This is a genomic window from Escherichia sp. WS1265 (genome assembly GCF_046487585.1).
Lineage (GTDB): Bacteria > Pseudomonadota > Gammaproteobacteria > Enterobacterales > Enterobacteriaceae > Escherichia > Escherichia coli.
The window spans coordinates 51,687-76,487 of sequence record NZ_JBJQJE010000005.1 but is presented as its reverse complement, the minus strand read 5'-3'; the positions used below and the strand labels follow the sequence as shown (position 1 = coordinate 76,487).

The window sequence follows — 24,801 nt, the reverse complement described above, 5'->3', positions numbered from 1 at the left end:
TTGAACCGAAAGAATCCCTTAGCACAGTCAAAATCGGTAATGCAACGGCTTATTGCGTGAATGAGCGATTTTTGACAGTATTCTTATTCAGGACGCTTATTCTGAGTTTTTAACTCAGAGTGGAGCTATCAGCATGAAAGTAAGAAACCCAGAACAGATTAGTATCTCTGCTAGTAATACCACTAAAGATCCAGGCCTTACTCATTCTCAGATTATGAGGATGGTTAACCTGGTCAAAAAGTCCGAGAATATGAATATCTTTGAAGAGCTATGGGAGACGTTACGCAATCTCTTCCGGTCAGATAAACATTCCCAGACTGCGGCAAGGCAAATTCTGAAGGATGCATTTTATTTCCATAATAGTGATGACTACTCAAAATACTTTACCGGGGCTGTCGATGGGGATGCGCGTGATAAGTTTACCCACTGGCTGATAAATTTTAATAAACTCAAAGAACATGCAATAGATCCGGAAAATATGGCCGCGAAGGCCTCACTCTCGTCAGGAGATACGTTAAGAGTCAGTTTTTTTATTGGCGATGAGGCGATATTTACTCTGGAGTTGCAGATGAAAGAGAACACCAGGACCGGGTGCATTGATCTGAGTAATGCTTACTTTAACGGGGTTGTCATTAGTGGTATTGACCGTCTCGAGGTTGACCTGAGCAATGCTGAAATGAACAATAGCAGATGGTATGACTGACCTGTGCGAGGTTAACCTGAAAAAGCTGACCGTTCCGGCCAGAACAAGGCCAGACTGCGCCGTTATTGATTAACTCAGAATATGAAAGAGGGGCTGGAATGCCCCTTCTTTAATCTTATTTGCGACGCTAATCAGACGATGCATAAAACAGAGAAAATATAAAAGTAATGTATTTTATTCATTCCGTCTGAATATAAAAAACGCGCTCATGACCGCCAAAAGGCGTGAGCTACTCTGGATCCGGCGGCGCAAACCACGCTGATTTAAAATCGAACCAGCCGAGGGTGTTCATACGCAGGCCGCGCATACTGCGTTGCCCCTGAATGATCAGCCAGTGGTGGATAAGTGGCACCATTGCTTTGCTGGCGACCAGTTGCTGGCACCAGTTCGCCAGGTTCATTTCGCCATTGCGCCAGCGGGCGGCGTCGGCTTGCCAGTCGATCGGAATACAGTGTTGGAGCAGCGGCACCTCGCACAAGTGCGCGAACAGCGAAAAATCCAGCGGCAGCGTAAAGTTGGCGCTGTTAAGCCAGATATCGCTCTCGATCTCTCCTTCATGCCACTGATCGTAGCTGATCTCTTTGATTTCCAGCGTGACCTGGTGACTTGCCAGAATCTGCTGCATGATCCCGGCAATCACCCGATGCTCACTGTGATCCTGATAAAAGGTCAGGGTGAGGCTTTCCAGGCCAGCCGGTTTTTCGCTCTTTATGGTGCGGGCATGGTGCCAACGGGGGAGCAGTCCATAAGCCGGGAACCACAGTTGCTGGTACTGTTCCTCAGCGAAATAGACCAGATTAGTTGGAGAAAGCACATAGCTTACCCAGTCCCTGACTTGCTGATTCGCCCCGCGATGGGTGCGGCTGTCGAAAAGTAAATAGTAGCAACCTTCCTCCAGGCGGCTTTCAATCTCTTTTTCCTCGCCCTGTGGACCTTTTAGCATCAGACCTCCGGCTGGCTCGTCGGCAATTTCCGGCAGAACCCAGACGTTAACTTCGTCGATTAATGCCCGGTAACCGAAGAAGTCATCGAATGCCTGAATTTTCAGTTGATTGGTGCTGTTGCGGATCACCGCATACGGACCCGTTCCGATGGGATGGCTGGCAAAGTTGCTGAGGGTTTCCCATTCGCGCGGCAGGATCATCGCCGGAACTTGCCCCAGTAGTAACGGTAACCAGCGGTCCGGTTGCGTGAGATGGATATCCAGCGTCCAGGGCGTCGGCGACACAATGTCAGCAATATGCGAATAGAGCGGCAGCGTATTGATTCGTTTTAAAGAGGCGATCACGTCGTCCATGTCAAGTTCACGACCATGATGAAAATGGACTCCTGGACGCAAAAAGAAACGCCAGTGAAGCGGTGAAATTTGCTGCCAGTGGTGGGCGATGTCTGCCTCCAGTTCCCCATTTTCCTCATTTATGCGCGTTAGCGAACTGAAGATTTGCCGGGCGATATGGGTTTCGGAACGGCGCAATGCACTGCCAGGTAGCAGATTACGCAATGGACGATAGTAGAGCACGCGCAGGATGTGTCGCCCCTGGCGGAAGCTGCGGCCCAGATGAGAAACCAGCATTTGCCGCACAGTCGCTTTGTCGCCAACCAACTGCACTAGTTGATCGATACGATCCTGCTCCAGCAGGTCCTCTGCTCGCTGTTGCTGAAGCGCCAGCCCGGTATAGAGGAATGTCAGACGCGAGCGTTTGCCGCGCCCGACTTCCGCTTCCCACGTCAGCCAGCCGCGATCCTGCATGGTGTTGAGCAGGGTGCGCATATGACGACGCGAGCAGCTCAATAACGCTGCCAGTTCGTTGAGCGTCGTGTCCTGCGATTTACCCTCGCAGCATTGCCACAGGCGGATGAACTGTTGTTGCAGACGAGCAGATGGCATAAAAGGGGAACTCCTGCGCAAAAGTCAGCAATTTTATTTTCCCTATATTAAGTCAATAATTCCTAACGATGAAGCAAGGAGGTGCCCCATGCGTCAGTTTTATCAGCACTATTTTACCGCGACAGCGAAGTTGTGCTGGTTGCGTTGGTTAAGCGTCCCACAACGATTAACTATGCTTGAAGAACTGATGCAGTGGGAGGGGAGTCATTCTGACTACTGATTTGCGGACATCATGTGTGACTGAGTATTGGTGTTAATCGCCACGCCAGCAGTGATTATCTGCTGGCTTTTTTCTTTTTGGCGATTGAGTGCCGAACGGTTTACAAACTAACGCATAAATGCCGGTTGCTTCTCTTCATAAGACGCAATAGCGTCGTCGTGCTGCAGGGTCAGGCCAATGCTGTCCAGACCATTCATCATGCAGTGGCGGCGGAAGGCATCAATGGTAAAGCGATAGATTTTCTCTCCCGCTTTCACCTCTTGCGCTTCCAGGTCTACATCAAAATGAATCCCCGGATTGGCTTTCACCAGCGCAAACAGTTCGTCCACTTCTGCATCGCTTAATTTCACCGGCAGCAGCTGGTTGTTAAAGCTATTGCCGTAGAAGATGTCAGCAAAACTCGGCGCAATCACTACTTTAAAACCGTAGTCAGTCAATGCCCAAGGCGCGTGCTCACGCGAGGAGCCACAGCCGAAGTTTTCCCGCGCCAGCAAAATGGAAGCGCCCTGATACTGCGGGAAGTTCAGCACGAAGTCCGGGTTTGGCTGTTGGCCTTTTTCATCCAGAAAACGCCAGTCGTTAAACAGATGCGCGCCAAAACCTGTACGGGTCACTTTCTGCAAAAACTGTTTCGGGATGATTGCATCGGTATCGACATTGGCGGCATCCAGCGGAACCACCAGGCCTGTGTGTTTGATAAATTTCTCTGCCATGGTGTGCTCCTTATTTAATGTTGCGAATGTCGGCGAAATGTCCGGTCACAGCAGCAGCGGCAGCCATTGCCGGGCTGACCAGATGCGTGCGCCCTCCACGCCCCTGGCGGCCTTCAAAGTTACGGTTGCTGGTGGAGGCACAACGCTCACCCGGATTCAGGCGATCGTTGTTCATCGCCAGACACATTGAGCAGCCGGGTAAACGCCATTCAAAACCAGCTTCAATAAAGATTTTGTCCAGACCTTCCGCTTCTGCCTGCGCTTTTACCGGGCCAGAGCCGGGAACCACCAGTGCCTGCACGCCTGGCGCGACTTTCCGCCCTTTGGCGATTTCAGCCGCCGCGCGTAAATCTTCAATACGCGAGTTAGTGCAGGAACCGATAAACACTTTGTCGATAGCCACTTCGGTCAGCGGAATACCCGGTTTCAACCCCATATAGGCCAGCGCTTTTTCTGCCGACGCGCGTTCAACCGGATCGGCAAACGAAGCCGGATCGGGAATGTTGTCGTTCACGGAAATCACCTGGCCTGGGTTGGTGCCCCAGGTGACCTGCGGCGAAATCTCTTCTGCCTGCAAAGTGACAACGGTATCGAAAGTTGCGCCTTCGTCGGTTTGCAGGGTTTTCCAGTAGGCAACGGCGTCGTCGAAATCATTGCCTTTCGGCGCATGCAGACGGCCTTTGACATAGTTAAAGGTAGTTTCGTCCGGTGCAACCAGACCGGCTTTCGCGCCCATTTCGATTGCCATATTGCACAGGGTCATACGACCTTCCATGCTTAAATCACGGATTGCTTCGCCGCAAAACTCCACCACATGCCCGGTGCCGCCTGCGCTGCCGGTTTTACCGATAATCGCCAGCACGATATCTTTCGCGGTAATGCCTGGCGCGGCTTTGCCCTGGACTTCAATTTTCATGGTCTTCGCACGACCCTGTTTCAGGGTTTGCGTTGCCAGTACGTGTTCAACTTCGGAAGTGCCGATACCAAAGGCCAGTGCGCCAAACGCGCCGTGAGTGGCGGTATGCGAGTCGCCGCAGACGATGGTCATCCCCGGCAATGTGACGCCCTGTTCCGGCCCCATTACGTGGACGATCCCCTGATACGGGTGATTCAGGTCATACAACTCGACGCCAAATTCTTTGCAGTTTTTGATCAGCTCCTGCATCTGGATGCGCGCCATTTCACCGCAGGCATTAATGTCTTTAGTCTGAGTTGAGACGTTGTGATCCATGGTGGCGAAGGTTTTCCCCGGCTGACGTACCGGGCGACCGTGGGCGCGCAGACCATCGAACGCCTGCGGTGAGGTCACTTCATGCACCAGGTGGCGGTCGATATATAACAGCGGGGTTTCGTTTTCGGCTTCGTACACTACGTGAGCGTCGAACAATTTTTCGTATAACGTTTTAGCCATGATTACACCCCTTCTGCCACATAGCGGGCAATGATATCGCCCATTTCATCGGTACTAACGGCGGCAGCGCCACGGGCCAAATCCCTGGTGCGAATGCCTTCTTCTAATGCGCGGTTAATGGCGCGTTCAATGGTGGAAGCCGCATCATCGGCATCCAGGCTGTAGCGCAGCAGCAGTGCCAGCGACAGGATTTGTGCAATCGGGTTGGCGATATTTTTGCCTGCGATATCTGGTGCGGAGCCGCCTGCCGGTTCATACAGACCAAAACCTTGTTCGTTCAGGCTGGCGGAAGGCAACATCCCCATTGAGCCAGTGATCATTGCGCACTCGTCAGACAGAATGTCGCCAAACAGGTTGGAGCACAGCAGAACGTCAAACTGTGATGGATCTTTAATCAGCTGCATGGTGGCGTTGTCGATGTACATATGCGCCAGTTCGACATCCGGGTATTCCGTGGCGATCTCGTTAACGATCTCCCGCCATAAAATAGAGGATTGCAGCACGTTGGCTTTGTCGATAGACGTCACTTTATGGCGACGTTTACGAGCAGATTCAAACGCGATGCGGGCGATACGTTCAATCTCAAAACGGTGATACACCTCGGTATCAAACGCTTTTTCATATTGTCCGCTACCTTCGCGGCCTTTTGGCTGACCGAAATAGATGCCGCCGGTCAGTTCGCGCACGCACAGGATGTCGAAGCCGTTAGCGGCAATGTCAGCACGCAGCGGACAGAATGCTTCCAGCCCCTGATACAGTTTTGCCGGACGCAGATTGCTGAATAATTTGAAGTGCTTACGCAAAGGCAACAGTGCGCCGCGTTCTGGTTGCTGGTCTGGCGGCAAATGTTCCCACTTCGGGCCGCCTACCGAGCCAAACAGAACGGCATCGGCTTGCTCACAACCTTCAACCGTCGCAGGCGGCAGCGGCTGCCCGTGGTTATCAATGGCTGCGCCGCCTACATCGTAATGGCTGGTGGTGATACGCATCGCAAAGCGGTTGCGCACAGCATCCAGCACTTTCAGCGCCTGGGTCATCACTTCCGGACCAATACCGTCCCCCGGCAATACGGCAATATGGTAATTCTTCGACATCACACGGTTTCCTTGTTGTTTTCGTTGTGTTGAGCTTTGCGTTGCAACTCTTTTTCGACTTCTGTGGCACGCCAGATATTGTTAAGTACGTGCACCATGGCTTTGGCGGAGGACTCGACAATATCGGTGGCCAGGCCGACGCCGTGGAAGCGGCGACCGTTGTAGTTGGCGACAATATCCACCTGACCCAGCGCATCTTTACCGTGACCTTTGGCGGTCAGGCTGTATTTCACCAGTTCGACGTTATAGTCAGTGATGCGGTTTATCGCCTGATAGACGGCATCGACCGGGCCGTTACCGTTGGCGGCTTCTGCTTTGACTTCTTCGCCGCAGGCCAGTTTGACGGCGGCAGTGGCAATATCGTTAGAACCTGACTGCACGCTGAAGTAATCCAGACGGAAATGCTCTGGCTCTTCTTGCTGCTTACCGATGAAGGCCAGCGCCTCCAGATCGTAATCAAACACCTGACCTTTTTTGTCCGCCAGCTTCAGGAAAGCATCGTACAAATTGTCTAAATTATATTCACTTTCTTTATACCCCATCTCATCCATGCGATGTTTCACCGCCGCACGCCCCGAACGAGAGGTCAGATTCAGCTGGATTCGGTTCAGACCAATAGATTCTGGTGTCATGATTTCGTAGTTTTCGCGGTTTTTCAGCACGCCATCCTGGTGGATACCGGAGGAGTGTGCGAATGCGCCGCTGCCAACAATGGCTTTGTTCGCCGGGATCGGCATATTACAAATCTGGCTAACTAACTGGCTGGTGCGCCATATCTCCTGGTGATTAATGGCGGTGTGGACGTTGAGAATATCCTTACGAACTTTGATCGCCATGATGACTTCTTCCAGCGAACAGTTACCGGCGCGTTCGCCGATCCCGTTCATTGCACCTTCCACCTGGCGTGCACCGGCATGTACCGCCGCCAGTGAGTTGCCGACCGCCAGGCCCAAATCGTCGTGGGTATGTACGGAAATAATGGCTTTGTCGATGTTAGGCACGCGTTCATACAGGCCGCTGATGATTCCTGCGAACTCAAATGGCATGGTGTAGCCCACGGTGTCCGGAATGTTGATGGTGGTGGCACCGGCATTAATCGCCGCTTCGACCACTCGCGCCAGATCGGCAATTGGGGTGCGTCCGGCATCTTCGCAAGAAAATTCAACATCATCGGTGTAGTTACGGGCGCGTTTCACCATATAGATAGCGCGTTCGATCACCTCGTCCAGCGTGCTACGCAGCTTGGTGGCAATGTGCATTGGCGAAGTGGCAATAAAGGTATGAATCCGGAAGGCTTCGGCGACTTTCAGAGATTCAGCTGCCACGTCAATATCTTTCTCCACGCAGCGAGCTAACGCACATACGCGGCTGTTTTTGACCTGGCGAGCGATGGTTTGCACCGATTCAAAATCACCCGGCGAAGAGACGGGGAACCCGACTTCCATCACGTCAACACCCATACGCTCAAGGGCCAGCGCAATTTGCAGTTTTTCTTTCACACTCAAGCTTGCCTGTAACGCCTGTTCACCGTCGCGCAATGTGGTATCGAAAATAATGACTTGCTGGCTCATGGTTTGGGTCCTTGTCTCTTTTTGAGCGCCTCGCTTCGGGCATAAAAAAACCCGCGCAATGGCGCGGGTTTTTTGTTTGACTGAGTGCTGACTTAATTCTGAATGCTGCTCACCAGTCTACCGCGCAAAGAAGATGCGTTTAGTAGTAGTAGACCGATAAAGCGAACGATGTGAGTCATTAAATCAGCTCCAGATGAATGCGATATGCTTTTAGAGTTACTGGATACAAAAACGGATGTCAACCCTGACGCAATAAAAACGTCCCGCCAGCATGAGTTCTGCATCCGTCAAATTAGCTAATTGTGCTGCGGTGGTTAAAACAAGCGATATTAATTTCTGCTTAACCACCGCTGCTTTTCATCGGTTGACATATTTCAGAATAAATTTTTGCATCTAATCGACGAGGGAAAGGGGGGATAAAATGCACGCGTTACAAAACCTATCCTGATGATTTGTATTGAATTATATGTTTTGCGAATTTTTTGATATTCATTTGGTGAATATTATTGATCAATTAATGTTAAGAATTAATGCATTAAACATATAAATTAATTATTAAAAAAGCACATTTAATCCATTTTGTGGATGATTGAGTATTCGTGGTAGTTATGATTAGATTGTTTTCGCAACAAAAACATTATGGATTATTATGCTGTGGTAAATGACTCTTTGCTCGGCAGTGGATTCTGTTTTTATCAGAACCCGTATCTTTATGTTTTCCTAATTTTACTCATTTTCCTTTTTCTTATTTTATATGCATGATAAATCATATTCTCGAGGATTATTTCTCTGCATTCCAATAAGGGAAAGGGAGTTAAGTGTGACAGTGGAGTTAAGTATGCCAGAGGTACAAACAGATCATCCAGAGACGGCGGAGTTAAGCAAGCCACAGCTACGCATGGTCGATCTCAACTTATTAACCGTTTTCGATGCCGTGATGCAGGAGCAAAACATTACCCGTGCCGCTCATGTTCTGGGAATGTCGCAACCTGCGGTCAGTAACGCTGTTGCACGCCTGAAGGTGATGTTTAATGACGAGCTTTTTGTTCGTTATGGCCGTGGTATTCAACCGACTGCTCGCGCATTTCAACTTTTTGGTTCAGTTCGTCAGGCATTGCAACTAGTACAAAATGAATTGCCTGGTTCAGGTTTTGAACCCGCGAGCAGTGAACGTGTATTTCATCTTTGTGTTTGCAGCCCGTTAGACAGCATTCTGACCTCGCAGATTTATAATCACATTGAGCAGATTGCGCCAAATATACATGTTATGTTCAAGTCTTCATTAAATCAGAACACTGAACATCAGCTGCGTTATCAGGAAACGGAGTTTGTGATTAGTTATGAAGACTTCCATCGTCCTGAATTTACCAGCGTGCCATTATTTAAAGATGAAATGGTGCTGGTAGCCAGCAAAAATCATCCAACAATTAAAGGCCCGTTACTGAAACATGATGTTTATAACGAACAACATGCGGCGATTTCGCTCGATCGTTTCGCGTCATTTAGTCAACCGTGGTATGACACGGTAGATAAGCAAGCCAGTATCGCGTATCAGGGCATGGCAATGATGAGCGTACTTAGCGTGGTGTCGCAAACGCATCTGGTCGCTATTGCGCCGCGTTGGCTGGCTGAAGAGTTCGCTGAATCCTTAGAGTTACAGGTATTACCGCTGCCGTTAAAACAAAACAGCAGAACCTGTTATCTCTCCTGGCATGAAGCTGCCGGGCGCGATAAAGGCCATCAGTGGATGGAAGAGCAATTAGTCTCAATTTGCAAACGCTAACTGAATGCAGAATAGGTCAGACATCAATGTCTGGTTTATTCTGCATTTTTTATTAAATGTAGAATTTTATCCTGAATGTGTGGACTCTCTATTTTAGGATTAATTAAAAAAATAGAGAAATTGCTGTAAGTTGTGGGATTCAGCCGATTTATTATCAATTTAATCCTTCGTAATGGAGGATTTTATCGTTTCTTTTCACCTTTCCTCCTGTTTATTCTTATTACCCTGCGTTTATGTCTCTGGCTGCCAATTGCTTAAGCAAGATCGGACGGTTAATGTGTTTTACACATTTTTTCCGTCAAACAGTGAGGCAGGCCATGGAGATGTTGTCTGGAGCCGAGATGGTCGTCCGATCGCTTATCGATCAGGGCGTTAAACAAGTATTCGGTTATCCCGGAGGCGCAGTCCTTGATATTTATGATGCATTGCATACCGTGGGTGGTATTGATCATGTATTAGTTCGTCATGAGCAGGCGGCGGTGCATATGGCCGATGGCTTGGCGCGCGCGACCGGGGAAGTCGGCGTCGTGCTGGTAACGTCGGGTCCAGGGGCGACCAATGCGATTACCGGCATCGCCACCGCTTATATGGATTCCATTCCATTAGTTGTCCTTTCCGGGCAGGTAGCGACCTCGTTGATAGGCTACGATGCCTTTCAGGAGTGCGACATGGTGGGGATTTCTCGCCCGGTGGTTAAACACAGTTTTCTGGTTAAGCAAACGGAAGACATTCCGCAGGTGCTGAAAAAGGCTTTCTGGCTGGCGGCAAGTGGTCGCCCTGGGCCCGTGGTCGTTGATTTACCCAAAGATATTCTTAATCCGGCGAACAAATTACCCTATGTCTGGCCGGAGTCGGTCAGTATGCGATCTTACAATCCCACTACTACCGGACATAAAGGGCAAATTAAGCGTGCTCTGCAAACGCTGGTGGCGGCAAAAAAACCGGTTGTCTATGTAGGCGGTGGGGCAATCACGGCGGGCTGTCATCAGCAGCTAAAAGAAACGGTGGAGGCGTTGAATCTGCCCGTTGTTTCCTCATTAATGGGGCTGGGGGCGTTTCCGGCAACGCATCGTCAGGCACTGGGCATGCTGGGAATGCACGGCACCTACGAAGCTAATATGACGATGCATAACGCGGATGTGATTTTTGCCGTCGGGGTACGTTTTGATGACCGAACGACGAACAATCTGGCGAAGTACTGCCCAAATGCCACGGTTCTGCATATCGATATTGATCCTACTTCCATTTCTAAAACCGTGACTGCTGATATCCCGATTGTGGGGGATGCTCGCCAGGTCCTCGAACAAATGCTTGAACTCCTGTCGCAAGAATCCGTCCATCAACCGCTGGATGAGATCCGCGACTGGTGGCAGCAGATTGAACAGTGGCGGGCTCGTCAGTGCCTGAAATATGACTCTTACAGTGAAAAGATTAAACCGCAGGCGGTGATCGAGACTCTTTGGCGGTTGACGAAGGGGGACGCTTACGTGACGTCCGATGTCGGGCAGCACCAGATGTTTGCTGCGCTTTATTATCCATTCGACAAACCGCGTCGCTGGATCAACTCTGGCGGCCTCGGCACGATGGGTTTTGGTTTACCTGCGGCACTGGGCGTCAAAATGGCGTTGCCAGAAGAAACCGTGGTTTGCGTCACTGGCGACGGCAGTATTCAGATGAACATTCAGGAACTGTCTACCGCGTTGCAATACGAGTTGCCCGTACTGGTGGTGAATCTCAATAACCGCTATCTGGGGATGGTAAAACAGTGGCAAGACATGATCTATTCCGGCCGTCATTCACAATCTTATATGCAGTCACTACCCGATTTCGTTCGTCTGGCGGAAGCCTATGGTCACGTCGGGATCCAGATCTCTCATCCGCAAGAACTGGAAAGCAAACTTAGCGAGGCGCTGGAACAGGTGCGCAATAATCGCCTGGTGTTTGTTGATGTTACCGTCGATGGCAGTGAGCACGTCTACCCGATGCAGATTCGCGGGGGCGGAATGGATGAAATGTGGTTAAGCAAAACGGAGAGAACCTGATTATGCGCCGGATATTATCAGTCTTACTCGAAAATGAATCAGGCGCGTTATCCCGCGTGATTGGCCTTTTTTCCCAGCGTGGCTACAACATTGAAAGCCTGACCGTTGCGCCAACCGACGATCCGACATTATCGCGTATGACCATCCAGACCGTGGGCGATGAAAAAGTACTTGAGCAGATCGAAAAGCAATTACACAAGCTGGTCGATGTCTTGCGCGTGAGTGAGTTGGGGCAGGGCGCGCATGTTGAGCGGGAAATCATGCTGGTGAAAATTCAGGCCAGCGGCTACGGGCGTGACGAAGTGAAACGTAATACGGAAATATTCCGTGGGCAAATTATTGATGTCACACCCTCGCTTTATACCGTTCAATTAGCAGGCACCAGTGATAAGCTTGATGCATTTTTAGCATCGATTCGCGATGTGGCGAAAATTGTGGAAGTTGCTCGCTCTGGTGTAGTCGGACTTTCGCGCGGCGATAAAATAATGCGTTGAGAATGATCTCAATGCGCAATTTGCAGCCCAACATGTCACGTTGGGCTTTTTTGCGAAATCAGTGGGAACCTGGAATAAAAGCAGTTGCCGCAGTTAATTTTCTGCGCTTAGATGTTAATGAATTTAACCCATACCAGTACAATGGCTATGGTTTTTACATTTTACGCAAGGGGCAATTGTGAAACTGGATGAAATCGCTCGGCTGGCGGGAGTGTCGCGGACCACTGCAAGCTATGTTATTAACGGCAAAGCGAAGCAATACCGTGTGAGCGACAAAACCGTTGAAAAAGTCATGGCTGTGGTGCGTGAGCACAATTACCACCCGAACGCCGTGGCAGCTGGGCTTCGTGCTGGACGCACACGTTCTATTGGTCTTGTGATCCCCGATCTGGAGAACACCAGCTATACCCGCATCGCTAACTATCTTGAACGCCAGGCGCGGCAAAGGGGTTATCAACTGCTGATTGCCTGCTCGGAAGATCAGCCCGACAACGAAATGCGCTGCATTGAGCACCTTTTACAGCGTCAGGTTGATGCCATTATTGTTTCGACGTCGTTGCCACCTGAGCATCCTTTTTATCAACGCTGGGCTAACGACCCGTTCCCGATTGTCGCGCTGGACCGCGCCCTCGATCGTGAACACTTCACCAGCGTGGTTGGTGCCGATCAGGATGATGCCGAAATGCTGGCGGAAGAGTTACGTAAGTTTCCCGCCGAGACGGTACTTTATCTTGGCGCGCTGCCGGAGCTTTCTGTCAGCTTCCTGCGTGAACAAGGTTTCCGTACTGCCTGGAAAGATGATCCTCGCGAAGTGCATTTCCTTTATGCCAACAGCTATGAGCGGGAGGCGGCTGCCCAGTTATTCGAAAAATGGCTGGAAACGCATCCGATGCCGCAGGCACTGTTCACAACGTCGTTTGCGTTGTTGCAAGGGGTGATGGATGTCACGCTACGTCGTGACGGCAAACTGCCTTCTGACCTGGCAATTGCCACCTTTGGCGATAACGAACTGCTCGACTTCTTACAGTGCCCGGTGCTGGCAGTGGCTCAACGTCACCGCGATGTCGCAGAGCGTGTGCTGGAGATTGTCCTGGCAAGCCTGGACGAACCGCGTAAGCCAAAACCTGGTTTAACGCGCATTAAACGTAATCTCTATCGCCGCGGCGTGCTCAGCCGTAGCTAAGCCGCGAACAAAAATACGCGCCAGGTGAATTTCTCTCTGGCGCGTTGAGTACGGAATGGACATCAATATCCTTAAAGTAAATAAGACTATTCCTGGCTATTATTGATAAATGCTTTTAAACCTGCCCGTTAATTACCTCACCAGCTGAAATTCACAATAATTAAGTGATATCGATAGCGCGTTTTTGCATTATTTTGTTACATGCAGAGATGAATTGCCGATTTAACAAACACTTTTCTTTGCTTTTGCGCAAACCCGCTGGCATCAAGCGCCACACAGACGCAACAGGGACTGTTAACCGGGGAAGATATGTCCTAAAATGCCGCTCGCGTCGCAAACTGACACTTTATATTTGCTGTGGAAAATAGTGAGTCATTTTAAAACGGTGATGACGATGAGGGATTTTTTCTTACAGCTATTCATAACGTTAATTTGCTTCGCACGTTGGACGTAAAATAAACAACGCTGATATTAGCCGTAAACATCGGGTTTTTTACCTCGGTATGCCTTGTGACTGGCTTGACAAGCTTTTCCTCCGCTCCGTAAACTCCTTTCAGTGGGAAATTGTGGGGCAAAGTGGGAATAAGGGGTGAGGCTGGCATGTTCCGGGGAGCAACGTTAGTCAATCTCGACAGCAAAGGGCGCTTATCAGTGCCTACCCGTTATCGGGAGCAGCTGCTTGAGAACGCTGCCGGTCAAATGGTTTGCACCATTGACATTCATCACCCGTGCCTGCTGCTTTACCCCCTGCCTGAATGGGAAATTATCGAGCAAAAATTATCGCGTCTGTCGAGCATGAACCCGGTTGAGCGCCGTGTGCAGCGCCTACTGTTAGGTCATGCCAGCGAATGTCAGATGGATGGCGCAGGTCGATTGTTAATCGCGCCAGTACTGCGGCAACATGCCGGGCTGACAAAAGAAGTGATGCTGGTTGGACAGTTCAACAAGTTTGAGCTGTGGGATGAAACAACCTGGCATCAACAGGTCAAGGAAGATATCGACGCAGAGCAGTTGGCTACTGGAGACTTATCAGAGCGACTGCAGGACTTGTCTCTATAAAATGATGGAAAACTATAAACATACTACGGTGCTGCTGGATGAAGCCGTTAATGGCCTCAATATCCGTCCTGATGGCATCTACATTGATGGGACTTTTGGTCGCGGTGGTCACTCACGTCTGATCCTCTCGCAGCTTGGCGAAGAGGGGCGTTTGCTGGCGATCGATCGCGACCCGCAGGCTATCGCCGTTGCGAAGACTATTGATGATCCGCGCTTCTCCATCATCCACGGACCTTTCTCCGCGCTGGGCGAATATGTTGCCGAGCGCGATCTTATCGGCAAGATCGACGGCATTCTCCTCGATCTTGGCGTCTCTTCACCGCAACTTGATGATGCTGAACGCGGCTTTTCCTTTATGCGCGATGGTCCGCTGGACATGCGTATGGACCCAACCCGTGGGCAGTCAGCCGCTGAATGGCTACAAACCGCAGAAGAAGCCGATATCGCCTGGGTATTGAAAACCTATGGTGAAGAGCGTTTTGCCAAACGCATTGCCCGCGCCATTGTCGAGCGTAACCGCGAACAGCCGATGACCCGCACCAAAGAACTGGCGGAAGTCGTGGCTGCTGCAACGCCGGTGAAAGATAAGTTTAAACATCCCGCGACTCGGACCTTCCAGGCGGTGCGCATTTGGGTAAACAGTGAACTGGAGGAGATAGAGCAGGCGCTAAAAAGCTCGCTCAACGTGCTGGCCCCGGGTGGGCGGCTTTCGATCATCAGCTTCCACTCGCTGGAAGACCGTATTGTGAAACGTTTTATGCGTGAAAACAGCCGCGGTCCGCAAGTTCCGGCAGGGTTACCGATGACTGAAGAGCAGCTCAAAAAACTGGGTGGCCGTCAGCTGCGAGCACTAGGCAAGTTAATGCCGGGCGAAGAAGAGGTGGCTGAGAACCCTCGTGCCCGTAGTTCAGTTCTGCGTATTGCAGAGAGGACGAACGCATGATCAGCAGAGTGACAGAAGCTCTAAGCAAAGTTAAAGGATCGATGGGAAGCCACGAGCGCCATGCATTGCCTGGTGTTATCGGTGACGATCTTTTGCGATTTGGGAAGCTGCCACTCTGCCTGTTCATTTGCATTATTTTGACGGCGGTGACTGTGGTAACCACGGCGCACCATACCCGTTTACTGACCGCTCAGCGCGAACAACTGGTGCTGGAGCGAGATGCTTTAGACATTGAATGGCGCAACCTGATCCTTGAAGAGAATGCGCTCGGCGACCATAGCCGGGTGGAAAGGATCGCCACGGAAAAGCTGCAAATGCAGCATGTTGATCCGTCACAAGAAAATATCGTAGTGCAAAAATAAGGATAAACGCGACGCATGAAAGCAGCGGCGAAAACGCAGAAACCAAAACGTCAGGAAGAACATGCCAACTTTATCAGTTGGCGTTTTGCGTTGTTATGCGGCTGTATTCTCCTGGCGCTGGCTTTTCTGCTCGGACGCGTAGCGTGGTTACAAGTTATCTCTCCGGATATGCTGGTAAAAGAGGGCGACATGCGTTCTCTTCGCGTTCAGCAAGTTTCCACCTCCCGCGGCATGATTACTGACCGTTCTGGTCGCCCGTTAGCGGTGAGCGTGCCGGTAAAAGCGATTTGGGCTGACCCGAAAGAAGTACATGACGCTGGCGGTATCAGCGTCGGTGATCGCTGGAAGGCGCTGGCTAACGCGCTTAATATTCCGCTGGATCAGCTTTCAGCCCGCATTAACGCCAACCCGAAAGGGCGCTTTATTTATCTGGCGCGTCAGGTAAACCCTGACATGGCGGACTACATCAAAAAACTGAAACTGCCGGGGATTCATCTGCGTGAAGAATCTCGCCGTTATTATCCATCCGGCGAAGTGACTGCTCACCTCATCGGCTTTACTAACGTCGATAGTCAGGGGATTGAGGGCGTCGAGAAGAGTTTCGATAAATGGCTTACCGGGCAGCCGGGTGAGCGCATTGTGCGTAAAGACCGCTATGGTCGCGTAATTGAAGATATCTCTTCCACCGACAGTCAGGCGGCGCACAACCTGGCGCTGAGTATTGATGAACGCCTGCAGGCGCTGGTTTATCGCGAACTGAACAACGCGGTGGCCTTTAACAAAGCTGAATCTGGTAGCGCCGTGCTGGTGGATGTCAACACCGGTGAAGTGCTGGCGATGGCTAACAGCCCGTCATACAACCCAAACAATCTGAGTGGCACGCCGAAAGAGGCGATGCGTAACCGTACCATCACTGACGTGTTTGAACCGGGTTCAACGGTTAAACCGATGGTGGTGATGACCGCGTTGCAACGTGGCGTAGTGCGGGAAAACTCGGTACTCAATACCATTCCTTATCGAATTAACGGCCACGAAATCAAAGACGTGGCACGCTACAGCGAATTAACCCTGACCGGGGTATTACAGAAGTCGAGTAACGTCGGTGTTTCCAAGCTGGCGTTAGCGATGCCGTCCTCAGCGTTAGTAGATACTTACTCACGTTTTGGACTGGGAAAAGCGACCAATTTGGGGTTGGTCGGAGAACGCAGTGGCTTATATCCTCAAAAACAACGGTGGTCTGACATAGAGAGGGCCACCTTCTCTTTCGGCTACGGGCTAATGGTAACACCGTTACAGTTAGCGCGAGTCTACGCAACTATCGGCAGCTACGGCATTTATCGCCCACTGTCGATTACCAAAGTTGACCCCCCGGTTCCCGGTGAACGAGTCTTCCCGGAATCCATTGTTCGCACCGTGGTGCATATGATGGAAAGCGTGGCGCTACCGGGTGGTGGCGGCGTGAAGGCGGCGATTAAGGGCTATCGTATCGCCATTAAAACCGGTACCGCGAAAAAGGTCGGGCCGGACGGTCGCTACATCAATAAATATATTGCTTATACCGCAGGCGTTGCGCCTGCGAGTCAGCCGCGCTTCGCGCTGGTTGTTGTTATCAACGATCCGCAGGCGGGTAAATACTACGGCGGCGCCGTTTCCGCGCCGGTCTTTGGTGCCATCATGGGCGGCGTATTGCGTACCATGAACATCGAGCCGGATGCGCTGACAACGGGCGATAAAAATGAATTTGTGATTAATCAAGGCGAGGGGACAGGTGGCAGATCGTAATTTGCGCGACCTTCTTGCTCCGTGGGTGCCAGACGCACCTTCGCGAGCACTGCGAGAGATGACACTCGACAGCCGTGTGGCTGCGGCGGGCGATCTCTTTGTAGCTGTAGTAGGTCATCAGGCGGACGGGCGTCGATATATCCCGCAGGCGATAGCGCAAGGTGTGGCTGCCATTATTGCAGAGGCGAAAGATGAGGCGACCGACGGTGAAATCCGTGAAATGCACGGCGTACCGGTCATCTATCTCAGCCAGCTCAACGAGCGTTTATCTGCACTGGCGGGCCGCTTTTACCATGAACCCTCTGACAATTTACGTCTTGTAGGCGTAACGGGCACCAACGGCAAAACCACGACGACCCAGCTGCTGGCACAGTGGAGCCAACTGCTTGGCGAAACCAGCGCGGTAATGGGCACCGTTGGTAACGGCCTGCTGGGGAAAGTGATCCCGACAGAAAATACCACCGGTTCGGCAGTCGATGTTCAGCATGAGCTGGCGGGGCTGGTGGATCAGGGCGCGACTTTTTGCGCAATGGAAGTTTCCTCCCACGGGCTGGTACAGCACCGTGTGGCGGCATTGAAATTTGCGGCATCGGTCTTTACCAACTTAAGCCGCGATCACCTTGATTATCATGGTGATATGGAACACTACGAAGCTGCGAAATGGCTGCTTTATTCTGCACATCATTGCGGTCAGGCGATTGTTAACGCCGACGATGAAGTGGGTCGCCGCTGGCTGGCAAAACTGCCAGACGCGGTTGCGGTGTCAATGGAAGATCATATCAATCCGAACTGTCACGGACGCTGGTTGAAAGCGACCGACGTGAACTATCACGACAGCGGTGCGACGATTCGCTTTAGCTCAAGCTGGGGCGATGGCGAAATTGAAAGCCATCTGATGGGCGCTTTTAACGTCAGCAACTTGCTGCTGGCGCTGGCGACGCTGCTGGCGCTGGGCTATCCACTGGCTGAGCTGCTGAAAACCGCCGCGCGTCTGCAACCGGTTTGCGGACGTATGGAAGTGTTCACTGCACCAGGCAAACCGACGGTGGTGGTGGATTACGCGCATACGCCAGATGCACTGGAAAAAGCCTTACAGGCGGCGCGCCTGCACTGTACGGGCAAGCTGTGGTGCGTCTTTGGCTGTGGTGGCGATCGTGATAAAGGCAAACGTCCACTGATGGGCGCAATTGCTGAAGAGTTCGCTGACGTGGCGGTGGTAACGGACGATAACCCGCGTACCGAAGAACCGCGTGCCATTATCAACGATATTCTGGCGGGAATGTTAGATGCCGGACATGCCAAAGTGATGGAAGGCCGTGCTGAAGCGGTGACTTGCGCCGTTATGCAGGCTAAAGAGAATGATGTGGTACTGGTCGCGGGCAAAGGTCATGAGGATTACCAGATTGTTGGCAATCAGCGTCTGGACTACTCCGATCGCGTCACGGTGGCGCGTCTGCTGGGGGTGATTGCATGATTAGCGTAACCCTTAGCCAACTTACCGATATTCTCAACGGTGAACTGCAAGGTGCAGATATCACCCTTGATGCTGTAACCACTGACACGCGAAAACTGACGCCGGGCTGCCTGTTTGTTGCCCTGAAAGGCGAACGTTTCGATGCTCATGATTTTGCCGACCAGGCGAAAGCTGGCGGCGCGGGCGCACTACTGGTCAGCCGTCCGCTGGATATCGATCTGCCGCAGTTAATCGTCAAGGATACGCGTCTGGCGTTTGGTGAACTGGCTGCATGGGTTCGCCAGCAAGTTCCGGCGCGCGTGGTTGCTCTGACGGGCTCCTCCGGCAAAACCTCTGTTAAAGAGATGACGGCGGCAATTTTAAGCCAGTGCGGCAACACACTTTATACGGCAGGCAATCTCAACAACGACATCGGTGTACCGATGACGCTGTTGCGCTTAACGCCGGAATACGATTTCGCAGTTATTGAACTTGGCGCGAACCATCAGGGCGAAATTGCCTGGACTGTGAGTCTGACTCGCCCGGAAGCGGCGCTGGTCAACAACCTGGCAGCGGCACATCTGGAAGGTTTTGGCTCGCTTGCGGGTGTCGCGAAAGCGAAAGGTGAAATCTTTAGCGGCCTGCCGGAAAACGGTATCGCCATCATGAACGCTGACAACAACGACTGGCTGAACTGGCAGAGCGTAATTGGCTCACGCAAAGTGTGGCGTTTCTCACCCAATGCCGCCAACAGCGATTTCACCGCCACCAACATCCATGTGACTTCGCACGGTACGGAATTTACCCTCCAAACCCCAACAGGTAGCGTCGATGTTCTGCTGCCGCTTCCAGGGCGTCACAATATTGCGAATGCGCTGGCAGCCGCTGCGCTCTCCATGTCCGTGGGCGCAACGCTTGATGCTATCAAAGCGGGGCTGGCAAATCTGAAAGCTGTTCCAGGCCGTCTGTTCCCCATCCAACTGGCGGAAAACCAGTTGCTGCTCGACGACTCCTACAACGCCAATGTCGGTTCAATGACCGCAGCAGTCCAGGTACTGGCTGAAATGCCGGGCTACCGCGTGCTGGTGGTGGGCGATATGGCGGAATTGGGCGCTGAAAGCGAAGCCTGCCATGTACAGGTGGGCGAGGCGGCAAAAGCTGCTGGTATTGACCGCGTGTTAAGCGTGGGTAAACAAAGCCATGCTATCAGCACCGCCAGCGGCGTTGGCGAACATTTTGCAGATAAAACAGCGCTTATCGCGCGTATTAAATCACTGATTGCTGAGCAACAGGTAATTACGATTTTAGTTAAGGGTTCACGTAGTGCCGCCATGGAAGAGGTAGTACGCGCTTTACAGGAGAATGGGACATGTTAGTTTGGCTGGCCGAACATTTGGTCAAATATTATTCCGGCTTTAACGTCTTTTCCTATCTGACGTTTCGCGCCATCGTCAGCCTGCTGACCGCGCTGTTCATCTCATTGTGGATGGGCCCGCGTATGATTGCTCATTTGCAAAAACTTTCCTTTGGTCAGGTAGTGCGTAACGACGGTCCTGAATCACACTTCAGCAAGCGCGGTACGCCGACCATGGGCGGGATTATGATCCTGACAGCGATTGTGATCTCCGTGCTGCTATGGGCTTATCCATCCAATCCGTACGTCTGGTGCGTACTGGTGGTGCTGGTAGGTTACGGCATCATTGGCTTTGTTGATGACTATCGCAAAGTGGTGCGTAAAGACACCAAGGGCCTGATTGCGCGCTGGAAGTATTTCTGGATGTCGGTGATCGCGCTGGGTGTTGCCTTCGCGCTGTACCTTGCCGGCAAAGACACGCCCGCAACGCAGCTGGTGGTTCCGTTCTTTAAAGATGTGATGCCGCAACTGGGGCTGTTCTACATTCTGCTGGCTTACTTCGTCATTGTGGGTACTGGCAACGCGGTAAACCTGACTGATGGTCTCGACGGTCTGGCAATTATGCCGACCGTATTTGTCGCCGGTGGTTTTGCGCTGGTGGCGTGGGCGACCGGCAACATGAACTTTGCCAGCTATTTACACATACCGTATCTACGACACGCCGGGGAACTGGTCATTGTCTGTACCGCGATAGTTGGGGCAGGGCTGGGCTTCCTGTGGTTTAACACCTATCCGGCGCAGGTCTTTATGGGCGATGTCGGTTCGCTGGCGTTAGGTGGTGCGTTAGGTATTATCGCCGTACTGCTGCGTCAGGAATTCCTGCTGGTGATTATGGGGGGCGTGTTCGTGGTAGAAACACTTTCCGTCATCCTGCAGGTCGGCTCCTTTAAACTGCGCGGACAACGTATTTTCCGCATGGCACCGATTCATCACCACTATGAACTGAAAGGCTGGCCGGAACCGCGCGTCATTGTACGTTTCTGGATTATTTCGCTGATGCTGGTCCTGATTGGTCTGGCAACGCTGAAGGTACGTTAATCATGGCTGATTACCAGGGTAAAAATGTCGTCATTATCGGCCTGGGCCTCACCGGGCTTTCTTGCGTGGACTTTTTCCTCGCTCGCGGTGTGACGCCGCGCGTTATGGATACGCGTATGACACCGCCTGGCCTGGATAAATTACCCGAAGCTGTAGAACGCCACACGGGCGGTCTGAATGATGAATGGCTGATGGCGGCCGATCTGATTGTCGCCAGTCCCGGTATTGCACTGGCGCATCCATCCTTAAGCGCTGCCGCTGATGCCGGAATCGAAATCGTTGGCGATATCGAGCTGTTCTGTCGTGAAGCACAAGCACCGATTGTGGCGATCACCGGTTCTAACGGCAAAAGCACGGTCACCACGCTAGTGGGTGAAATGGCGAAAGCGGCGGGGGTTAACGTTGGTGTGGGTGGCAATATTGGCCTGCCTGCGTTGATGCTGCTGGATGATGAGTGCGAACTGTACGTGCTGGAGCTGTCGAGCTTCCAGCTTGAAACCACCTCCAGTTTACAGGCGGTAGCAGCGACCATTCTGAACGTGACTGAAGATCATATGGATCGCTATCCGTTTGGTTTACAACAGTATCGTGCAGCAAAACTGCGCATTTACGAAAACGCAAAAATTTGCGTGGTTAATGCTGATGATGCCTTAACAATGCCGATTCGCGGTGCGGATGAACGCTGTGTCAGCTTTGGCGTCAACATGGGTGACTATCACCTGAATCATCAGCAGGGTGAAACCTGGCTGCGGGTGAAGGGCGAGAAAGTGCTGAACGTGAAAGAAATGAAACTTTCCGGGCAGCATAACTACACCAATGCACTGGCAGCTCTGGCACTGGCAGATGCCGCTGGTTTGCCGCGCGCCAGCAGCCTGAAAGCGTTAACCACATTCACTGGTCTGCCGCATCGCTTTGAAGTTGTGCTGGAGCATAACGGTGTGCGCTGGATTAACGATTCAAAAGCGACCAACGTCGGCAGTACGGAAGCGGCACTGAATGGCCTGCACGTAGACGGCACGCTGCATTTGTTGCTGGGCGGCGATGGTAAATCGGCAGATTTTAGCCCACTGGCGCGTTACCTGAATGGCGATAACGTACGTCTGTATTGTTTCGGTCGGGACGGCGCGCAGCTGGCGGCGCTACGCCCGGAAGTGGCAGAACAAACCGAAACCATGGAACAGGCGATGCGCTTGCTGGCTCCGCGTGTTCAGCCGGGCGATATGGTTCTGCTCTCCCCGGCCTGTGCCAGCCTTGATCAGTTCAAGAACTTTGAACAACGAGGCAATGAGTTTGCCCGTCTGGCGAAGGAGTTAGGTTGATGCGTTTATCTCTCCCTCGCCTGAAAATGCCGCGCCTGCCAGGATTCAGTATTCTGGTCTGGATCTCCACGGCGCTAAAGGGCTGGGTGATGGGCTCGCGGGAAAAAGATACCGACAGCCTGATCATGTACGATCGCACCTTACTGTGGCTGACCTTCGGCCTCGCGGCGATTGGCTTTATCATGGTGACCTCGGCGTCAATGCCCATCGGGCAACGCTTAACCAACGATCCGTTCTTCTTCGCGAAGCGTGATGGCGTCTATCTGATCCTGGCATTCATTCTGGCGATCATTACGCTGCGTCTGCCGATGGAATTCTGGCAACGTTACAGCGCTACGATGCTACTCGGATCAATCATCCTGTTGATGATCGTTCTGGTAGTGGGTAGCTCTGTTAAAGGGGCATCGCGTTGGATCGATCTCGGCTTGCTGCGTATCCAGCCTGCGGAGCTGACAAAACTGTCGTTGTTTTGCTATATCGCCAACTATCTGGTGCGTAAAGGCGACGAAGTACGTAATAACCTGCGCGGCTTCCTGAAACCGATGGGCGTGATTCTGGTGTTGGCAGTGTTACTGCTGGCACAGCCAGACCTTGGTACGGTGGTGGTGTTGTTTGTGACTACGCTGGCGATGTTATTCCTGGCGGGAGCGAAATTGTGGCAGTTCATTGCCATTATCGGTATGGGCATTTCAGCGGTTGTGTTGCTGATCCTCGCCGAACCGTACCGTATCCGCCGTGTTACCGCATTCTGGAACCCGTGGGAAGATCCCTTTGGCAGCGGCTATCAGTTAACGCAATCGCTGATGGCGTTTGGTCGCGGCGAACTTTGGGGGCAAGGTTTAGGTAACTCGGTACAAAAACTGGAGTATCTGCCGGAAGCGCACACTGACTTTATTTTCGCCATTATCGGCGAAGAATTAGGTTATGTCGGTGTGGTACTAGCACTTTTAATGGTATTCTTCGTCGCTTTTCGTGCGATGTCGATTGGCCGTAAAGCATTAGAAATTGACCATCGTTTTTCCGGTTTTCTCGCCTGTTCCATTGGCATCTGGTTTAGCTTCCAGGCGCTGGTTAACGTAGGCGCGGCGGCGGGGATGTTACCGACCAAAGGTCTGACATTGCCGCTGATCAGTTACGGTGGTTCGAGCTTACTGATTATGTCGACAGCCATCATGATGCTGTTGCGTATTGATTATGAAACGCGTCTGGAGAAAGCGCAGGCGTTTGTACGAGGTTCACGATGAGTGGTCAAGGAAAGCGATTAATGGTGATGGCAGGCGGAACCGGTGGACATGTATTCCCGGGGCTGGCGGTTGCGCACCATCTAATGGCTCAGGGTTGGCAAGTTCGCTGGCTGGGGACTGCCGACCGTATGGAAGCGGACTTAGTGCCAAAACATGGCATCGAAATTGATTTCATTCGTATCTCTGGTCTGCGTGGAAAAGGTATAAAAGCACTGATAGCTGCCCCGCTGCGTATCTTCAACGCCTGGCGTCAGGCGCGGGCGATTATGAAAGCGTACAAACCTGACGTGGTGCTCGGTATGGGCGGCTACGTATCAGGTCCAGGTGGTCTGGCCGCGTGGTCGTTAGGCATTCCGGTTGTGCTTCATGAACAAAACGGTATTGCGGGCTTAACCAATAAATGGCTGGCGAAGATTGCTACCAAAGTGATGCAAGCGTTTCCAGGCGCTTTCCCTAATGCGGAAGTGGTGGGTAACCCGGTGCGTACCGATGTGCTGGCGCTGCCGTTGCCGCAGCAACGTTTGGCTGGACGTGAAGGTCCGGTTCGTGTGTTGGTAGTGGGTGGTTCCCAGGGCGCACGCACTCTTAACCAGACAATGCCGCAGGTTGCTGCGAAACTGGGTGATTCAGTCACTATCTGGCATCAGAGCGGCAAAGGTTCGCAACAATCCGTTGAACAGGCGTATGCCGAAGCGGGGCAACCGCAGCATAAAGTGACGGAATTTATTGATGATATGGCGGCGGCGTATGCGTGGGCGGATGTCGTCGTTTGCCGCTCCGGTGCGTTAACGGTGAGTGAAATCGCTGCGGCAGGACTACCGGCGTTGTTTGTGCCGTTTCAACATAAAGACCGCCAGCAATACTGGAATGCGCTACCGCTGGAAAAAGCGGGCGCAGCCAAAATTATCGAGCAGCCACAGCTTAGCGTGGATGCTGTCGCCAACACCCTGGCCGGGTGGTCGCGAGAAACCTTATTAACCATGGCAGAACGCGCCCGCGCCGCATCCATTCCGGATGCCACCGAGCGAGTGGCAAATGAAGTGAGCCGGGCTGCCCGGGCGTAATTGTAGCGATGCCTTTTGCAT

General features: G+C 52.1%; 23 protein-coding genes and 1 pseudogene. 17 read left to right on the top strand and 7 right to left on the bottom strand.

Going from position 1 to position 24,801, the window contains the following annotated elements; all coding sequences use genetic code 11:
• The first annotated feature begins 133 nt into the window (after positions 1-133).
• On the top strand, positions 134-703 hold the full coding sequence (gene espY2, locus ACJHX3_RS06835) for a T3SS effector EspY2 (protein WP_000868331.1): 570 nt from the start codon (positions 134-136) through the stop codon (positions 701-703).
• Positions 704-932: 229 nt separating this feature from the next.
• On the opposite strand, the gene sgrR is transcribed toward espY2, so the two are convergent.
• Positions 933-2,591: a DNA-binding transcriptional regulator SgrR gene (gene sgrR, locus ACJHX3_RS06830; RefSeq protein WP_001138617.1), complete on the bottom strand. Its 1,659-nt coding sequence runs from the start codon at positions 2,589-2,591 to the stop codon at positions 933-935.
• 88 nt (positions 2,592-2,679) lie between these two features.
• Here sgrR and sgrT point away from each other — a divergent pair, with 88 nt between their 5' ends.
• Positions 2,680-2,811 carry a glucose uptake inhibitor SgrT gene (gene sgrT / locus ACJHX3_RS06825; RefSeq protein ID WP_001248768.1) on the top strand — a complete coding sequence of 44 codons (132 nt, stop codon included), beginning with the start codon at positions 2,680-2,682 and terminating at the stop codon, positions 2,809-2,811.
• Between the two features lie 107 nt (positions 2,812-2,918).
• Here the strand turns inward: sgrT and leuD are convergent, their stop codons facing one another.
• The 5 genes from leuD to leuL all read right to left on the bottom strand — a co-directional run bounded on the left by leuD (position 2,919) and on the right by leuL (position 7,779).
• Positions 2,919-3,524 (bottom strand): 3-isopropylmalate dehydratase small subunit, encoded by a 606-nt coding sequence (leuD, locus tag ACJHX3_RS06820; protein WP_094308465.1) that lies wholly within the window; start codon positions 3,522-3,524, stop codon positions 2,919-2,921.
• A 10-nt stretch (positions 3,525-3,534) separates the two neighbouring features.
• Positions 3,535-4,935, bottom strand: a complete 1,401-nt coding sequence (leuC, locus tag ACJHX3_RS06815; RefSeq protein ID WP_001140667.1) for a 3-isopropylmalate dehydratase large subunit — start codon at positions 4,933-4,935, stop codon at positions 3,535-3,537.
• A gap of 2 nt (positions 4,936-4,937) precedes the next feature.
• Positions 4,938-6,029, bottom strand: a complete 1,092-nt coding sequence (leuB, locus tag ACJHX3_RS06810; RefSeq protein ID WP_000042361.1) for a 3-isopropylmalate dehydrogenase — start codon at positions 6,027-6,029, stop codon at positions 4,938-4,940.
• Entirely contained in the window at positions 6,029-7,600 is a 1,572-nt protein-coding gene (gene leuA, locus ACJHX3_RS06805) for a 2-isopropylmalate synthase (protein ID WP_094308463.1), read from the bottom strand. The genes leuB and leuA overlap by 1 nt, the downstream gene beginning before the upstream one ends.
• A gap of 92 nt (positions 7,601-7,692) precedes the next feature.
• Positions 7,693-7,779 (bottom strand): leu operon leader peptide, encoded by an 87-nt coding sequence (gene leuL, locus ACJHX3_RS06800; RefSeq protein WP_094308462.1) that lies wholly within the window; start codon positions 7,777-7,779, stop codon positions 7,693-7,695.
• Between the two features lie 659 nt (positions 7,780-8,438).
• On the opposite strand from leuL, the gene leuO reads away from it, so the two are divergent.
• Complete coding sequence (gene leuO, locus ACJHX3_RS06795) at positions 8,439-9,383, top strand: transcriptional regulator LeuO (protein WP_094321718.1); 945 nt, start codon at positions 8,439-8,441, stop codon at positions 9,381-9,383.
• 154 nt (positions 9,384-9,537) lie between these two features.
• On the opposite strand, the gene ACJHX3_RS06790 is transcribed toward leuO, so the two are convergent.
• Complete coding sequence (locus ACJHX3_RS06790; protein WP_128566915.1) at positions 9,538-9,582, bottom strand: hypothetical protein; 45 nt, start codon at positions 9,580-9,582, stop codon at positions 9,538-9,540.
• Between the two features lie 118 nt (positions 9,583-9,700).
• On the opposite strand from ACJHX3_RS06790, the gene ilvI reads away from it, so the two are divergent.
• The 14 genes and pseudogenes from ilvI to murG all read left to right on the top strand — a co-directional run bounded on the left by ilvI (position 9,701) and on the right by murG (position 24,780).
• The gene (gene ilvI, locus ACJHX3_RS06785; RefSeq protein ID WP_000425672.1) at positions 9,701-11,425 is read left to right on the top strand and encodes an acetolactate synthase 3 large subunit; all 1,725 of its coding nucleotides are present in this window, start codon (positions 9,701-9,703) and stop codon (positions 11,423-11,425) included.
• Between the two features lie 2 nt (positions 11,426-11,427).
• Positions 11,428-11,919 (top strand): acetolactate synthase small subunit, encoded by a 492-nt coding sequence (gene ilvN / locus ACJHX3_RS06780; RefSeq protein WP_001252744.1) that lies wholly within the window; start codon positions 11,428-11,430, stop codon positions 11,917-11,919.
• Between the two features lie 11 nt (positions 11,920-11,930).
• Positions 11,931-12,016 (top strand): annotated as a pseudogene (locus ACJHX3_RS06775) (fruR/shl operon leader peptide).
• Positions 12,017-12,097: 81 nt separating this feature from the next.
• Positions 12,098-13,102: a catabolite repressor/activator gene (cra, locus tag ACJHX3_RS06770; RefSeq protein ID WP_000762401.1), complete on the top strand. Its 1,005-nt coding sequence runs from the start codon at positions 12,098-12,100 to the stop codon at positions 13,100-13,102.
• A gap of 600 nt (positions 13,103-13,702) precedes the next feature.
• Entirely contained in the window at positions 13,703-14,161 is a 459-nt protein-coding gene (mraZ, locus tag ACJHX3_RS06765; protein WP_001295770.1) for a division/cell wall cluster transcriptional repressor MraZ, read from the top strand.
• 1 nt (position 14,162) lies between these two features.
• On the top strand, positions 14,163-15,104 hold the full coding sequence (rsmH, locus tag ACJHX3_RS06760; protein ID WP_000970479.1) for a 16S rRNA (cytosine(1402)-N(4))-methyltransferase RsmH: 942 nt from the start codon (positions 14,163-14,165) through the stop codon (positions 15,102-15,104).
• The gene (gene ftsL / locus ACJHX3_RS06755; protein ID WP_000625658.1) at positions 15,101-15,466 is read left to right on the top strand and encodes a cell division protein FtsL; all 366 of its coding nucleotides are present in this window, start codon (positions 15,101-15,103) and stop codon (positions 15,464-15,466) included. The genes rsmH and ftsL overlap by 4 nt, the downstream gene beginning before the upstream one ends.
• Before the next feature lie 15 nt (positions 15,467-15,481).
• Positions 15,482-17,248: a peptidoglycan glycosyltransferase FtsI gene (gene ftsI / locus ACJHX3_RS06750; RefSeq protein WP_000642196.1), complete on the top strand. Its 1,767-nt coding sequence runs from the start codon at positions 15,482-15,484 to the stop codon at positions 17,246-17,248.
• Positions 17,235-18,722 (top strand): UDP-N-acetylmuramoyl-L-alanyl-D-glutamate--2,6-diaminopimelate ligase, encoded by a 1,488-nt coding sequence (murE, locus tag ACJHX3_RS06745; protein WP_000775101.1) that lies wholly within the window; start codon positions 17,235-17,237, stop codon positions 18,720-18,722. The genes ftsI and murE overlap by 14 nt, the downstream gene beginning before the upstream one ends.
• Entirely contained in the window at positions 18,719-20,077 is a 1,359-nt protein-coding gene (gene murF, locus ACJHX3_RS06740) for a UDP-N-acetylmuramoyl-tripeptide--D-alanyl-D-alanine ligase (protein WP_000626670.1), read from the top strand. The genes murE and murF overlap by 4 nt, the downstream gene beginning before the upstream one ends.
• Complete coding sequence (gene mraY / locus ACJHX3_RS06735) at positions 20,071-21,153, top strand: phospho-N-acetylmuramoyl-pentapeptide-transferase (protein ID WP_000964122.1); 1,083 nt, start codon at positions 20,071-20,073, stop codon at positions 21,151-21,153. The genes murF and mraY overlap by 7 nt, the downstream gene beginning before the upstream one ends.
• 2 nt (positions 21,154-21,155) lie before the next feature.
• Positions 21,156-22,472 (top strand): UDP-N-acetylmuramoyl-L-alanine--D-glutamate ligase, encoded by a 1,317-nt coding sequence (gene murD, locus ACJHX3_RS06730; RefSeq protein WP_000796455.1) that lies wholly within the window; start codon positions 21,156-21,158, stop codon positions 22,470-22,472.
• Positions 22,472-23,716, top strand: coding sequence for a cell division protein FtsW (gene ftsW / locus ACJHX3_RS06725; protein ID WP_001295532.1), 1,245 nt, complete (start codon positions 22,472-22,474; stop codon positions 23,714-23,716). The genes murD and ftsW overlap by 1 nt, the downstream gene beginning before the upstream one ends.
• A complete protein-coding gene (murG, locus tag ACJHX3_RS06720; protein WP_094321717.1) occupies positions 23,713-24,780 on the top strand; it encodes an undecaprenyldiphospho-muramoylpentapeptide beta-N-acetylglucosaminyltransferase in 1,068 nt (355 codons plus the stop codon). The genes ftsW and murG overlap by 4 nt, the downstream gene beginning before the upstream one ends.
• Positions 24,781-24,801: the final 21 nt, after the last annotated feature.

What these genes read in the sequence shown, in the direction of transcription:
- espY2 (WP_000868331.1), top strand. Translation starts at nt 134, where the DNA reads ATGAAAGTAAGAAACCCAGAACAGATTAGTATCTCTGCTAGTAATACC.
- sgrR (WP_001138617.1), bottom strand. Translation starts at nt 2,591, where the DNA reads ATGCCATCTGCTCGTCTGCAACAACAGTTCATCCGCCTGTGGCAATGC.
- sgrT (WP_001248768.1), top strand. Translation starts at nt 2,680, where the DNA reads ATGCGTCAGTTTTATCAGCACTATTTTACCGCGACAGCGAAGTTGTGC.
- leuD (WP_094308465.1), bottom strand. Translation starts at nt 3,524, where the DNA reads ATGGCAGAGAAATTTATCAAACACACAGGCCTGGTGGTTCCGCTGGAT.
- leuC (WP_001140667.1), bottom strand. Translation starts at nt 4,935, where the DNA reads ATGGCTAAAACGTTATACGAAAAATTGTTCGACGCTCACGTAGTGTAC.
- leuB (WP_000042361.1), bottom strand. Translation starts at nt 6,029, where the DNA reads ATGTCGAAGAATTACCATATTGCCGTATTGCCGGGGGACGGTATTGGT.
- leuA (WP_094308463.1), bottom strand. Translation starts at nt 7,600, where the DNA reads ATGAGCCAGCAAGTCATTATTTTCGATACCACATTGCGCGACGGTGAA.
- leuL (WP_094308462.1), bottom strand. Translation starts at nt 7,779, where the DNA reads ATGACTCACATCGTTCGCTTTATCGGTCTACTACTACTAAACGCATCT.
- leuO (WP_094321718.1), top strand. Translation starts at nt 8,439, where the DNA reads ATGCCAGAGGTACAAACAGATCATCCAGAGACGGCGGAGTTAAGCAAG.
- ilvI (WP_000425672.1), top strand. Translation starts at nt 9,701, where the DNA reads ATGGAGATGTTGTCTGGAGCCGAGATGGTCGTCCGATCGCTTATCGAT.
- ilvN (WP_001252744.1), top strand. Translation starts at nt 11,428, where the DNA reads ATGCGCCGGATATTATCAGTCTTACTCGAAAATGAATCAGGCGCGTTA.
- mraZ (WP_001295770.1), top strand. Translation starts at nt 13,703, where the DNA reads ATGTTCCGGGGAGCAACGTTAGTCAATCTCGACAGCAAAGGGCGCTTA.
- rsmH (WP_000970479.1), top strand. Translation starts at nt 14,163, where the DNA reads ATGATGGAAAACTATAAACATACTACGGTGCTGCTGGATGAAGCCGTT.
- ftsL (WP_000625658.1), top strand. Translation starts at nt 15,101, where the DNA reads ATGATCAGCAGAGTGACAGAAGCTCTAAGCAAAGTTAAAGGATCGATG.
- ftsI (WP_000642196.1), top strand. Translation starts at nt 15,482, where the DNA reads ATGAAAGCAGCGGCGAAAACGCAGAAACCAAAACGTCAGGAAGAACAT.
- murF (WP_000626670.1), top strand. Translation starts at nt 18,719, where the DNA reads ATGATTAGCGTAACCCTTAGCCAACTTACCGATATTCTCAACGGTGAA.
- mraY (WP_000964122.1), top strand. Translation starts at nt 20,071, where the DNA reads ATGTTAGTTTGGCTGGCCGAACATTTGGTCAAATATTATTCCGGCTTT.
- murD (WP_000796455.1), top strand. Translation starts at nt 21,156, where the DNA reads ATGGCTGATTACCAGGGTAAAAATGTCGTCATTATCGGCCTGGGCCTC.
- ftsW (WP_001295532.1), top strand. Translation starts at nt 22,472, where the DNA reads ATGCGTTTATCTCTCCCTCGCCTGAAAATGCCGCGCCTGCCAGGATTC.
- murG (WP_094321717.1), top strand. Translation starts at nt 23,713, where the DNA reads ATGAGTGGTCAAGGAAAGCGATTAATGGTGATGGCAGGCGGAACCGGT.